This window comes from Longimonas sp. (assembly GCF_046498435.1).
Classification (GTDB): Bacteria; Bacteroidota; Rhodothermia; order Rhodothermales; family Salinibacteraceae; genus Longimonas.
Genome location: NZ_JAWOAR010000029.1, coordinates 1 through 12,379 on the forward strand (window position 1 = coordinate 1; position 12,379 = coordinate 12,379).

11 protein-coding genes, 1 pseudogene and 1 riboswitch are annotated in these 12,379 nt (G+C 61.6%); of the genes and pseudogenes, 7 read left to right on the forward strand and 5 right to left on the reverse strand.

Annotated features, from left to right (window positions below; genetic code table 11):
* The coding region (locus tag R6U20_RS01215; RefSeq protein WP_410336048.1) for a ribonucleoside-diphosphate reductase subunit alpha at nt 1–1,616 on the reverse strand (1,616 nt) is incomplete at its 3' end.
* Between the two features lie 141 nt (nt 1,617–1,757).
* Nucleotides 1,758–2,732: a ribonucleotide-diphosphate reductase subunit beta gene (locus tag R6U20_RS01220; protein ID WP_410336049.1), complete on the reverse strand. Its 975-nt coding sequence runs from the start codon at nt 2,730–2,732 to the stop codon at nt 1,758–1,760.
* 316 nt (nt 2,733–3,048) lie between these two features.
* Nucleotides 3,049–3,155: riboswitch (cobalamin riboswitch) on the reverse strand.
* Between the two features lie 316 nt (nt 3,156–3,471).
* Here R6U20_RS01220 and R6U20_RS01225 point away from each other — a divergent pair.
* The 7 genes from R6U20_RS01225 (at nt 3,472) to R6U20_RS01255 (ending at nt 10,231) form a co-directional block, all read left to right on the forward strand.
* Nucleotides 3,472–4,356: a DUF58 domain-containing protein gene (locus R6U20_RS01225; RefSeq protein WP_410336050.1), complete on the forward strand. Its 885-nt coding sequence runs from the start codon at nt 3,472–3,474 to the stop codon at nt 4,354–4,356.
* Between the two features lie 24 nt (nt 4,357–4,380).
* Nucleotides 4,381–5,412: a hypothetical protein gene (locus R6U20_RS01230; RefSeq protein ID WP_410336051.1), complete on the forward strand. Its 1,032-nt coding sequence runs from the start codon at nt 4,381–4,383 to the stop codon at nt 5,410–5,412.
* A 50-nt stretch (nt 5,413–5,462) separates the two neighbouring features.
* Nucleotides 5,463–6,230, forward strand: coding sequence for an SIR2 family NAD-dependent protein deacylase (locus R6U20_RS01235; protein ID WP_410336052.1), 768 nt, complete (start codon nt 5,463–5,465; stop codon nt 6,228–6,230).
* Nucleotides 6,227–7,189, forward strand: coding sequence for a vWA domain-containing protein (locus tag R6U20_RS01240; RefSeq protein ID WP_410336053.1), 963 nt, complete (start codon nt 6,227–6,229; stop codon nt 7,187–7,189). Before R6U20_RS01235 ends, R6U20_RS01240 begins: the two co-directional genes overlap by 4 nt.
* 54 nt (nt 7,190–7,243) lie before the next feature.
* Nucleotides 7,244–7,609, forward strand: coding sequence for an STAS/SEC14 domain-containing protein (locus tag R6U20_RS01245; RefSeq protein ID WP_410336054.1), 366 nt, complete (start codon nt 7,244–7,246; stop codon nt 7,607–7,609).
* Between the two features lie 740 nt (nt 7,610–8,349).
* Entirely contained in the window at nt 8,350–9,762 is a 1,413-nt protein-coding gene (locus R6U20_RS01250) for a DUF2851 family protein (RefSeq protein ID WP_410336055.1), read from the forward strand.
* A 145-nt stretch (nt 9,763–9,907) separates the two neighbouring features.
* The gene (locus R6U20_RS01255; protein ID WP_410336056.1) at nt 9,908–10,231 is read left to right on the forward strand and encodes a putative quinol monooxygenase; all 324 of its coding nucleotides are present in this window, start codon (nt 9,908–9,910) and stop codon (nt 10,229–10,231) included.
* 9 nt (nt 10,232–10,240) lie between these two features.
* Here the strand turns inward: R6U20_RS01255 and R6U20_RS01260 are convergent, their stop codons facing one another.
* From R6U20_RS01260 to R6U20_RS01270, 3 genes and pseudogenes are all read right to left on the reverse strand, one after another.
* A complete protein-coding gene (locus R6U20_RS01260; protein WP_410336057.1) occupies nt 10,241–10,771 on the reverse strand; it encodes a hypothetical protein in 531 nt (176 codons plus the stop codon).
* A 141-nt stretch (nt 10,772–10,912) separates the two neighbouring features.
* Nucleotides 10,913–11,569 carry a class I SAM-dependent methyltransferase gene (locus tag R6U20_RS01265; protein ID WP_410336058.1) on the reverse strand — a complete coding sequence of 219 codons (657 nt, stop codon included), beginning with the start codon at nt 11,567–11,569 and terminating at the stop codon, nt 10,913–10,915.
* Between the two features lie 109 nt (nt 11,570–11,678).
* A pseudogene (locus R6U20_RS01270) lies at nt 11,679–12,379 on the reverse strand (hypothetical protein); the annotation flags it as partial.

Genomic DNA, 12,379 nt, shown 5'->3' on the forward strand with positions numbered 1-12,379 from the left:
CCGTTCTGATAGTAGAGCGACTTGACGCCCTTGCGCCACGCCTCAATATACAGCGCGTTAATGTCCTTCACCGGCACCGACCCGGGGTCAATCGCCAGGTTCAGCGACTGCGACTGGTGGATGTGCTGCTGCCGACTGGCCGCCTGGTTGATGATCGTCATCTGCCCGATCTCGCTGAACGTCTTGAACACGTCTTTCTCGTGCTCCGACAGGATGTCGAGGTGCTGCACCGATCCATCGCGCAGGGCAATCTTCTCCCACATATCGTCAGTATCAGCGCCCTTCTCGGCCAGCAACTCCTTCAGGTACGGGTTTTTGTACGTCACCTTCATCTTGGCCCGATCTTGCACAAAGTAATTGCTCTTGATCGGCTCAATCGAGGGGCTGACCTGCCCCAGAATGAAGCTGCTCGATTTCGTGGGCGCCACCGCCATGGTTGTGGTATTGCGACGTCCGTAGCCTTCGAGCACCTCCGGCTCCCCAAAGCGATCGGCCAGTTCACGCGATGCTGCATACGAGCGCTCCTTGATGGTCTTGGCCACCTCGGCCCCGGTCATGTTGGCCTCGGTAGATTCGAAGGGAATCATGTTGTCTTGCAGGTACGAGTGCCAGCCCAGCATGCCGATGCCAACAGCCCGGTGACGCTTGGCAAACCGCACAGCGCGCTCCATGTGCTTAATGCCGGACGCGCGGTCGATGAACTCCTGCATCACTGCATCCAGGAAGAAGGTGAGCGTCTCCACCGCATCGGTCTCCTTCCACTCGTCGTAGTGCAGCACATTCATCGAGGACAGGCAGCAGACGAAGCTCTCCTTGGCGTTGGAGGGAAGTGCTATCTCACTGCAAAGGTTACTCGCCTTTATCTCGTAGCCCTTGTCTTTATAGACCTGCGGCTTGTTGTTGTTGACGTTGCCCCGAAACAAGATGTACGGGATGCCCAGGTTCATGCGGGCCTCGATGACCTTGGCCCAGAGCGCGCGCTTTTCAGCATCGCCATCGATCATCTGCTGCATCCAGTCGTCGCCCACGACTACGCCGTAGTACATGGTCTGGATGGTGTCGCCTTCGGTCTGAATCTGCAGCCACTCTTCCACATCGGGATGTTCGATGTCGATGTAGCCTGCAAAGTGGCCGCGGCGCGTTTCGCCCTGACTGACCACGTTGATGATTTTGTCGAAGAGCTGTGCAAACGGGTAGGTGCCGTTCGACGTGCCGTTGTTGGTGATCTCGGAGCCGCGCGGACGAATGTCGCCGAAGTAGCCGCTGGTGCCGCCGCCGACTTTCGTCATCATGCCGACCTCGGCATGCGTATCGAGGATGGCCTCCATCGAGTCCCCAATGTAGGAGCCGAAGCAGCTAATGGGCAGGCCGCGGTCGAGTCCGAAGTTGGCCCACACGGGCGAGGCGAGCGAGTAGTAGCCGCGGCTCATGTAGTCGAAGAAACGGTCACCGAATCCGGGCATGCCGAGCAGTTCCTCGGCGCGGTTGGCGATGGCGCGCACGCGCTCCTCTGGGCCGGTATCATCGAGCAGGTAGCCACGGCGCAAGAAGGTGCGCGCTTCGTCGTTGAGCCAGTCGAAGGGCGCGCGTTTCGGGCGAACTTTGGTTGTTGGCATAAGCACAGAGTAGGGTAAAACGATAGAGGCATACGAGGATGGTACGATGCAGCCGGGAAGGCATCATACCTGCGCATCCCCCTGAATGAGACGTTGAGGGATGCGAAAAAGGACGCGTGTGGGCGGAGACGGAGCCAGGCGCTAAAAGAGATCGTCTCCGCTGACGCTCTGAGTCATTTTGGAGTAGCTGGTGCCGCGCTTCGAGAAGAAGTCGTTGCCTTTGGTGAGCAAGATCTCTTCGTAAAACCAGCGTGTTTCGGCGAGCCGATCGTCGTCCACATCGAAGATGGGGGCTACATCTACGTAATCGAGTGAGGCGTTGAACTTGTCACGCAAGAACGCATCTATGACCGGACGCGGCAGGAAGTCGAGCTCGCCTTCTTCGAAGATCCAGTCGAGCACCTTCTGTTCGGCGTCGTAGGCCTTTTGGCAGGCCTCCACCACGCGGGCTTCGAACTTGGTGCCGAACCACTCGGGGTACTCCTCGCGCATCACGCCGATGAGCTCTACCCCAAAAAGGCCGTGGATCTGCTCCTCTTTCGAGGTGGCCTCAACCGCGTTGGCCACGCCCTTAAAGCGCTTCTCGTACTTGTCGAACGAGAGCATGATGAGGAACTGGCTGAACAGGCTCACATGCTCAATAAAGATACTGAAGAGCAAGATGGAGAGCGCAAAGTCGCGCTTGTCAGCGCTGTCGGCGGCCTGCAAGGTGTCTTCGAGATACGCAATGCGATCACGCAACGCCGGAATCTCTTCGACCTGTTCAAAGGCGTCGTTGAGCCCGAGCAGTTCCAGCAGGTGCGAATAAGCATCGAGATGGCGGACCTCCGACTCGGCAAACGTCATACCCACCGCGCCCACCTCGGGGACGGGCAGGCGCTTGTAGATGTCGGCCCAGAACGTCTTGACCGATACCTCGATCTGCGCAATGGCGAGCATGGTACGGGTAATAACACTGCGCTCGGCATCGGTACAGTTGACGTGGAAGTCCTGGATATCGCCCTCAAAGTTAAACTCATCGTGCACCCAGTACGACTGGCGGATCGCAGTCTTGAACTTGAGCAGGTGCGGATACTGGTAGGGCTTCAGGTTGACGCGCTTTTCGAACAAGGGCATACAGACAGGGGCAAGCGAAAAGTGAGCAGAGGCTTCGGGGACGGCAAGGCACACGCGCCGTTCAGAGGTGGCAGAGTACCTCCCAGCAAGAATATTAAGGAGAGACCACGACAAGTGCGAAGCGGCTACGTGTCGTAGAAGCGTGCCACTCCGCACGCGTAGTCTCTCGTTCGTACAGCATACCTATGCGCCCGCGGCAAACACAGTTTAGCATGCCGTGGAGGAGCCGTTCGGCGTAGGCAGGCAGGCACGAAAAACAACAGGAGGTACGACCACTCTTCAGGACGCGTGAAGAGGCTGTATCAATGAGCACAGTATCCGATCGAAGGATGCAGGAGGGCATTCGGACTCTTACCGCTGCGCGCCAGCGCCGGATTTCCGCCGGGCTTCCCCCATCGGGTTTCGTGCGCTGGTGCAAGCAGTCGGTTGGCACGAAACTGCGGTGCTGAATATGCACCGCACTGCATCAGAAGGACTATACTATGTACGAGGCGACATCAACAGATTCAAGCATATCGGAGATCACACTTGTAACTTCTGGGATGTACCGCATGCAGACCGCAGGCTGCGTGTCACCTTCGGATCTGCATAGTAAAGGTACGCCGCTCGCATGTTGCACGAATCTGTGACGCATTGAGGCCCTTTCTGGACTGAACCCTATCTGCGGCGCGGGATTCAATGGAATAAATAGAAGCTATCGGCCTGTGCGGGGCATGGGCGCTATCATGAAAACACTATCATGAAAAATATCGATGAGACAGTGCAGGGGGCGGTCCGGCGTCTGGAGATTCGGGCGCGCCACCGTGTCGAAGCGCTGTTTGGTGGGGCCTACCGCTCGGCCTTCAAGGGGCGCGGCCTGGAGTTTGCCGAGGTGCGTCCGTACCAGCGGGGCGATGACGTGCGTGCTATCGACTGGAACGTGTCGGCGCGTATGGACGACACGTATGTGAAGGTGTTCGAGGAGGAGCGGGAGCAGACGGTCATCGTCGCAGTCGATGTGTCGGCCTCGCAGGCGTTTGGCACAGGCCCGGCCCCCAAGCGCACGGTAGCCACCGAGGCCGCCGCCCTGGTGGCGTTTAGCGCGCTGCACCACCAGGATGCTGTGGGCCTGCTGCTGTTCACCGATCAGATCGAGGTGCAGCGCCCCCCACGCAACACACGGCGCCACGTGCTGCACAGCCTGCGCACCCTGCTTAGCCACACGCCCGCCTCGCGCCAAACCGACCTGCGCGTACCGCTGCGCTACCTGCTGCATAGCCTTTCGCACCCGGCCACGGTGCTGCTGATTAGCGATTTCATGGACGATGGCTACGCGCCTCTGCTTCGCGGCGCCGCCCGCCGGCATGACCTGATCGGTGTGCACGTGCACGATCCGGACGAAGCAACGCTGCCTGCTGGCGGACTCCTCCCGCTCACCGATGCCGAAACGGGCACCACCCGCCTGGTCGATGCGCGCGATCCGGCCATGCGTCGTGCCATAGCGCAGGCCGCCCAGGAGCGTCAGGCGCGCACAGCCTCCACGCTCCGCCAGGCCCAGGCGGGCTACCTGCCGCTCCCCACCACGGGCGATACCGCCGAAGCGCTCATCCGCTTCTTTCAGCGCCGCATCCATGCCCGCTCGTAACCGTTTGCCTTCGCCTCCCCCTGCATGACTCGCACGCGCTGTTGGCTTTTGGTGCTGATTGGACTGCTGGCCCTGCTGCCGCCTGTAAGCCAGGCCCAGCGGGTTCAGGTGGAGGCGTATGTGGAGGCCGACAGCCTGCGTATCGGCGAGCAAACCACGCTCTGGATGGTTGTGGAGCACTCGTTTCAGTCGGAGGTGTCGTTTCCCGAGGCGGATACCGGACCCACGCTCTTTGGCGACCTGGAGGTGCTGGAGCGCGGCACGCCCGCGTATCAGTATATGGGGGCTGCCCGTTCAGGTGGACGCATCGACAGTGTGGGCTACACCGTAACTACGTTTGCCCTCGACGAGGCCGAAGTGCCTGCGCTGCCCGCCTGGGTCGTGACGGGCGAGGACACGACGATCGCCGGGTCTGATGCCTTCACAGTGCCGGTGCCCAGCGTGCTACCGTCCGACACCACCACCGCCATGCAGCCGCTGATGCCGCCTGTGCCGTTTCCGTACACGTGGCACCGCTGGGTTGCGCTATCGGGACTCGCGCTGGCGCTGCTGGCGCTTGGGCTGTGGGGCTATTGGCGGTACCGGCGTCGGGGGGAGGCGGAGGATACGGCTGCGCACAACGAGGCCGCCACCATCTATGAAGCTACCTGCACTACACTCGGCTCGCTTGCACCGCCCGAAGCCAATGCCCAGGCCAAAGCATTCTACACCACGCTCACGCAGGCACTGCGGACGTACCTGGCCGAGCGGCTGCGCATTCCGGCGCATGAGCGCACCTCGGCAGAGGTCGTACGTGCGTTGCAGGAGCATCCGCAGGTGCCCAAAAAAGCAGCCGGGCGCATTCAGGCGGTGCTGGAGTTGGCCGATCTTGCCAAGTTTGCCGACACCTATCCCGATGCCACCGCCAATCGCACCGCGCTTCAGGAAACGAAACAGGCGGTTGATGCGATAGAACATGCCCTGCGCCCCCCGGCTGCATCATCTGTCGACGCCCCGCCCCGCGCATCGACACCGTCCCATGCCGACCGCGCGGCCCCTGATGCTGCATCTGAATAGGCGGGTCCTCGCTGCGCTTCGCATCCCCCTAAACTGAACCCGATGCATTTATGACATCTGTGTCTGCGAAACTGGTCGATGCGCTGGCCGCTGCCGAAACGGTTGTGGTGCTTACCGGCGCGGGGGCCAGTGCCGAAAGCGGCATCGCCACCTTCCGCGATCCGGATGGGCTGTGGGAGCAGTTTAGTCCGGAAGAGCTCGCCAACGTGGAGGCGTTCCTCGACAACCCGACGCTTGTGCAGGGCTGGTATCGCTACCGGCAGGTGGCGATCGAAGAGGCGGCCCCGAACGCGGGGCACCGCGCCCTAACGCGGCTGGAGCAGCTTGTGCCCCGGTTTGCATGCATCACGCAGAACGTAGACAACCTGCATCAGGAGGCAGGCACCGAACGTGTGATTGAACTGCATGGCAACATCATTCGCAGCTACTGCATCGACTGTGGCGAACCGCATACGCTGGACGCGTCGGTCGCTGCGGACGACGACCCCGAGCCAGTGCGCTGCGACGAGTGCGGCGGGCTCATCCGGCCCGATGTGGTCTGGTTTGGCGAGCGGCTGCCGCCCGACGCCATCGCTTCCGCCAATGCCTGGGCCCGCGATGCTGATGTGTTCCTGTGCGTGGGTACCAGCGCCGTTGTTTTTCCCGCTGCCGACCTGCCGCTGGAGGCGCTCGACCATGGCGCGTACCTGGCGGATGTAAATCCCGACACGAGTGCCGTTTCGGGCAAGGCACAGGTGCACCTGCAGGCGCCTGCAGGCGAGGCGCTCCCGGCGCTCGTTGAGGCCGTAGCCGCCCGCATCAACCCCGAGGCGGCATGACGTTCGCGTATCCATGGGTGCTGTGGGGACTGGCGGCGCTGCCGTTGTGGGCGGTGTGGCGCTGGTGGCACGGGGCCACCGATGCAGGGGTGGGCGTCCCCACGCTGGCAGACATGCCGGTGCGCGTATCGTGGCGCGTGTGGATTCGTCGGGCACTGCCGCTGGTGCGAGGCGCCGCCCTGGCGCTTATCATCGTAGCCTTGGCGCGTCCGCAGCAGCACGACGTAGTGCAGGTCGACACCACCGAAGGGATCGACCTGGTGCTTGCGCTGGATGCCTCCACCTCAATGCGCACCGCCGACTTCCCGCCGAACCGGTTCGAGGCAGCCCGCTCCGTGGCCATCGACTTTGTGGAGGGGCGGCCCAACGACCGCATGGGGCTGGTGGTTTTTGCCGGGCGCGCCTTTACGCAAGCGCCGCTTACCACCGACCGTGCGTTCCTGGCCGATGCCATTGAGGCGCTGCGGCTGGGGCAGTTCGAGCGCGGCACAGCCATCGGCGCGGCACTGGCCACGTCGATCAACCGGCTGCGCGATTCGGAGGTGCCCAGCCGCGTCGTGGTCTTGCTTACCGATGGGCAGAACAACCGCGGCTCCATCGACCCGCTAACCGCTGCCGAGATTGCGCGCGCACTCGGCATCCGCGTTTACACGATTGGCGTAGGGGCCTTCGAAGACGCGCCCTTCGAGCCCGACGCCGATGCCGAATCTGACGACGAAGTCGACGAATCCACCCTAACTGCGATGGCCGAACGCACCGGCGGGCAGTACTTTCGGGCGTCGGATACCGACGCGCTCCGCACCATCTACGACCAGATTAGCGCCATGGAGCAGGGCGAGATTGAGACGACCACCTACACGGATGTGAGTGAACGCTACGCTGGGTTTGCCGGAGCCGCGCTGCTTCTGGTGCTTCTGCATACGCTGCTGCGCACCACCGTAGCACGTCGCGTGCCTTGAGGGCATTGCCTGCCCGCTGATTTTCCTACTCATCCCCCTAACCCCCAACGTGCCATGATTGACCTTGTAGACATTGGAATCGACGACGCGCTCGCATTTCGCGTGGACGGTTCGATTACGAAAGACGAGATGACGACGGTGCTCACCCATGCCCGCGAAAAAGTGGAGGCGCACGGCACCATCGTGCTCTTTGAGCAGATCGACTCGTTTGGAAGCATAGAGATGGGCGCGCTCGTGGAGGAGTTCAAGTACCTGTTCGAGATCGGCATTTCCAACATCCGGAAAGCCGCAGTCCTGACCGACAAGAAGTGGGTTACCAAGGTGGTGGCCCTCGAAGACAAGGTGTTTAGGACTATCGATATGAAGTGCTTCCCCATCAGCGAGCGCGAGGCAGCCATCGCGTTTCTGCGGGAGGCGTAGTGCTCTGTCAACCCTCATTTTGATGGTTGCCCTGGCATCATCCCCCAACGAAGCCTGTCATGGTGAGCGCAGTCGAACCATCTCCCGCTCGGTTGGCGGGTGCCTGGCGGGTGAGAGGTTGTGCCAGGCGTGTGGGAGATCTTTATTCACTGCGTTCATCAGTCGCTTCGCTCGTGTCAGGACTCCGCTTCGCTCCGCTCAAGATGACAGCATGCGAACGGGGACCTTACAACCCAAAGATTGACCTGTGACAAAGCAGTAGTGCTGTGTCATACGTCATTCTGTGGGTTAAACCAAGATGGATACGCGTGCTGTGCCGTCCGGAAAAGTTCCTGCTAAACACCAAGGAGATGGTTCGACTGCGCTCACCATGACAGGCTTCGTGGGGGCTGATTGCAGGACAACCATCAAAATGAGGGTTGACACAGCAGTAGTGCTCTGTCAATGGCCATTCTGTAGGTTGAACCAAGATGCTTACGGGACGTGAATGCGATCCTCAAACGGCGAATGGATTACTTCGTGCGCCGCTTCGCTCGGCTCCAGATCAGCTCCGACGGCTGTCGGGATTGTCCGGGATGACAGGGCCATGGGGAGCTGTACGCCTCCTGGACCCATGGCACAACGCGTTCTTAGAGTACTGGCATCAGAACGCAGATTTGCATCGGGCCACGTTACGCTGGCGAGATCGTCGGGTCTGTATATGGCCCGCGTATCCCTGACTGGCTGTCTCAATCTGTGCGATGAATCGACCCCGTGCCTCCGCCCCGCAGGCCTTTCTCTACACCGTGCAAGGAACGCGCGTCGCCGTTACCCTGCACGAACCGGACGATGCACTGGCCGAGCGTGTCCCTGAAGCATTTGTGCAAGACCTCTGGGCCCAGCAGTATCTTGACCCCGACCGCTGCTGCACGGCAACCGGAACGCCGGTGCAGGTTCTTGATCCTGGCACGCTAAACACCGATGCGGGTCCGGACTTTCGGGATGCGCACCTACGCATTGGCGATGTGACCTGGCATGGCGATGTCGAGGTGCATAACCAATCGCACGGCTGGCGTGCACACAAGCATCACCAGGATGCCCGCTACAATAGCGTGGTGCTACACGTAACCCTGGCTTCGGATATGTGGACGGGGCGCTTGAAGCGGGCCGACGGCTCGCCCCTGCCCGAACTGGTGCTCACGCGGGCGCTGAACAAGCCCATCCGTACGGCGCTGCATCGCTTTCTTACGCGTGCCGACACACCCATCTTGTGTGCATCGCAGTGGGATCAGGTGGAGGCGTCGCTGCGCACGTCTTGGATGCGTGAACTGGGGCATGCGCGCTTGTGTCGCAAAGCCGAGGCGCTAACGTCTCCGTGGGACGAGGCCCTGTTTGAGCGGCTTTGCGCCGGAATGGGCTACGCCAAGAACGACGAGCCCATGAGCGACCTGGCGGCCCGGTGTCCGCTCTCGCTGCTGCGCTCCTTGCCCGATGCTGCAGCTATTGAGGCTGTGCTCCTGGGCTGGGCCGGGCTGCTGCCTGAACCTGCCACGCTTGTCGAGACCGACCGCGCTACTGCCGACTATGCCATGCGCCTGCGCGACCGCTTTCGGCGGGTGCAATACCATCATTCATCCGCCCCACTGCCCCGTGAACGATGGACGTTCTTTCGCCTCCGCCCAAACAATTTCCCTCCGCTGCGGCTGGCTCAGATCGCCCAATGGATTGCTCCTGGCGGCTGGCTGCGCGATGATCCGCTGGCTGCTCTGCGCACCGCTGTTCGCTCTGCCAATCCGCATGCCGCCTTGCAAGACCTGCTGGCCAGCACGCCGGGCTCGTTTTGGACTACACATCGACGCCTCGATCGCACCTCGAAGTCCTATGACCCAACGCTCGGCACCAGCCGCCGCGATACGTTGATCTTGAATGCACTTGTGCCTGTGCTTCTGCGTCTTGCAGAGGACGATGCAGCCCTTCAGGAGTCAGTACACGCCTTGCTACGCGATCTGCCAGCCTCATCCGACCGCGTCACACGAATATTTCGGGATCTGGGTACGACGCCCTCCGATGCGCTGGAGGCTCAGGGGGCGCACCGGCTCTATCGCTCGTTCTGCACCGCGGGCCGCTGCATGCAGTGTGCCATCGGGCAAGCCCTTCTCACAGGCAACTCGTAGCGGCGATAAGCGATTAGGAAAGGGAGGTCGACGGTCATGGCTCTGAGTTTATGCAACGGGAGGCTGTAGCTATTGGAGCAAAAGCGATCGTCAGTCCTCTGGCCCACGCATCCACTCGGTTTTTTCTTAACACCTTGTTTCGATTATGCTAATCCGCATTGTACGTCTGACGCTGGCCCCCAGCCGCGTTGCCGAGTTTCATGCCCACTTTCAAGAGGTGGCGCCACGTATTCGCCAGGTTGAGGGATGCAGGCACCTGGAGCTATGGACGGATGCGACGTATCCGAACGTGGTGATTACACACAGCCACTGGACCAATGACGACGCGTTGCAGGCGTATCGGCATAGCGAGGTGTTTCGGACAGCTTGGAGCGCCGTAAAGCCGCTATTTGCCGCGCGCCCCGAAGCCTTTAGCGCCACCGTAGCGCATCCCGCATCTGCTATTGCAGCCGCCCAGTCGTCGGCATAAGACAGCCCGCTACAGGGAGCCGTCCAGCGCGGCACTCATTGAGGGGCGCGACGCGTTTTTCATCTGACGATATTCGTACGGCTCGGTATACGAGGCGGCTTCAGGCACCACACGGGTAGGCACATCGCCATCGGTTACGGTTGCGTACACGCGCTCGGTCACCATACGATAGTGATTGGTCATCACGCGCTGCTCCGTAATGAGGGTGCCGTAGTTCCGGTGGAGCGTACGATAGTCGGTATCCGCGTTCAGCGCTTCGACGATGCCTTCGTGGGTTTCGAGGGTTTCGCGATGCCTATCGATCAGATTGGCGTAGCGCTCGGCCAGAGGCTCCAGCGCCTCATTGTTGGCAACGGCTTCTTGCAGCGCCTCCAACTCGCCCTCGGCGCGTGTTAGGTCGTCAGCAAAGCGGTCGTTGGCCTGCTTCATCTGGGCATGGGTGCGCGCCTCCGAGTCGTAGCCCCCGTAGGTGCGACATCCGGTAACAAGAAGCATGAGCGCCAGAAAGCCAAGAAGCGGAGCAGGTGCGCGAAGGGTCATAGCAAGCATAGGAAGCACATCGTGAAAAGCGGCGACATAATCAGGGCATATATCATACACATGCCACGGCCACGCTGTCGAGCCGCCCGGAAGGTTTCAGCGTGTTTTTCACGGTTCCGCGTTTCCCCGCTGCATGTTGCTTCACGCAGGATCGGCGGCGGCGTTTACACGACGAAACCGCGTATAGACATACGGGCGCGGCGCTCCGCTGGGTTGGTGGTACGTGTGGTTAAGGCTTTGCTCCATCTCAAAATCAGGGCCAAGCAGATTGCTGATCATGCTCGCATCGTAGTTGCGCACATCGAGCCCACTGCACCGGGTGGCCCCGTCGAGCGCAAAGGCTGCAATGATCACGTATCCACCCGGCTTTACCACCGACCGGAGGGACTGCACGTACGCGGCCCGGTCCGCCGCATCCGTCAAGAAGTGGAGCACGGCCCGGTCGTGCCACACATCGACCGGATCGACCGACGCAAGCGTGTCGGGATCCGTCAGGTCGCCTACGATCCACTGCACGGGCGCATCCTCTTCCGGAGCGAGACGTGCTTGCAGCCGCTGAAGCGCGACCTCGCTAATGTCAACCGCTACGAGATCGGCGTATCCGCGGTCGATCAGCGCGTCAATGAGCGTGGTTGCTCCCGAGCCTGCATCCAGGATGCGGGCGGAGGTAGGAAGATCGCATTCGGTAATGAGATCAAGCGACGGTCCAGGAGCCTCTTCGTACCATCCAAGCTGATTGGTGGGCGTGTCCTTGTACGTGGCGTTCCAGTGGGCTTGTCGTTTTTTGCGGGACGGCATACAGGTAGTTTAATAGAACATGATGTCATGAATGCATACTTGTTGCTACAAGCAGGTGGTATCTGCGCATCTGGTATGCAGTTTCACTACGGACGGTAGCAGTTGTTTTTCATTCCGGTATCGATCCCGGAATCCGAAACTGCATGCCCAAAGCGCCCTGCACAAGCGTGCGCGTTTGGCAGAACGGGTCGAACCCGTCGTCTGCACAGGTGCCAAACTTGGGACGCTGGAGTCCGATCTGCGCCGACAGGGCGATGATGTCTGTAATGGGGTAGTGCACCTCGCCGCCCAGCGCAATGCCCAGATTCGTACTGCCCGGATCAATTGGATTGAGCGTGCGGTCGCTATTCTCAGCATTGATCGACACATCGACCGATGGGGAGGTGATCAGGAAATAGAGTTTCGGCTGCACCGTAGCACCGGGCGCGGTCAGCCGTAGCGCTGTGCCCACGCCGTAGGTTGTAAGGCGCGCATCCACGCTGAACGGCTCGGGCGTGCAATCGGCCTCTGGGGGCACAAGTCCCGTAGCCGCGAGCTCGAGGGCGCACGCCCTGCCGATCCCCGTCGACGCGCCCGAGATCAGGACCCCGTGCTGCACAGCGCCTCCTCGCTCCAGCCCCCGTCGGCACCGCGTCATCGCCGCGGCCGCGCGTGGCGCCATCAGGTGACGCTCGCGGGCGGCGGACGCCCCTTCCCCATCGGGTACGCTTGCCCGACCCTCGGGTTCGCCGGCCGTGCGCCGCCCGCGAGCGTCACCTGATGGCGCCACGCGCGGCCGCGGCGAGGACGCGGTGCCGACGGGGGCTGGAG

Bases quoted from the DNA above. Each gene is read 5' to 3' on its own strand.
- R6U20_RS01220 (WP_410336049.1), bottom strand. From the start codon at position 2,732: ATGCCCTTGTTCGAAAAGCGCGTCAACCTGAAGCCCTACCAGTATCCG.
- R6U20_RS01225 (WP_410336050.1), top strand. From the start codon at position 3,472: ATGAAAAATATCGATGAGACAGTGCAGGGGGCGGTCCGGCGTCTGGAG.
- R6U20_RS01230 (WP_410336051.1), top strand. From the start codon at position 4,381: ATGACTCGCACGCGCTGTTGGCTTTTGGTGCTGATTGGACTGCTGGCC.
- R6U20_RS01235 (WP_410336052.1), top strand. From the start codon at position 5,463: ATGACATCTGTGTCTGCGAAACTGGTCGATGCGCTGGCCGCTGCCGAA.
- R6U20_RS01240 (WP_410336053.1), top strand. From the start codon at position 6,227: ATGACGTTCGCGTATCCATGGGTGCTGTGGGGACTGGCGGCGCTGCCG.
- R6U20_RS01245 (WP_410336054.1), top strand. From the start codon at position 7,244: ATGATTGACCTTGTAGACATTGGAATCGACGACGCGCTCGCATTTCGC.
- R6U20_RS01250 (WP_410336055.1), top strand. From the start codon at position 8,350: ATGAATCGACCCCGTGCCTCCGCCCCGCAGGCCTTTCTCTACACCGTG.
- R6U20_RS01255 (WP_410336056.1), top strand. From the start codon at position 9,908: ATGCTAATCCGCATTGTACGTCTGACGCTGGCCCCCAGCCGCGTTGCC.
- R6U20_RS01260 (WP_410336057.1), bottom strand. From the start codon at position 10,771: ATGACCCTTCGCGCACCTGCTCCGCTTCTTGGCTTTCTGGCGCTCATG.
- R6U20_RS01265 (WP_410336058.1), bottom strand. From the start codon at position 11,569: ATGCCGTCCCGCAAAAAACGACAAGCCCACTGGAACGCCACGTACAAG.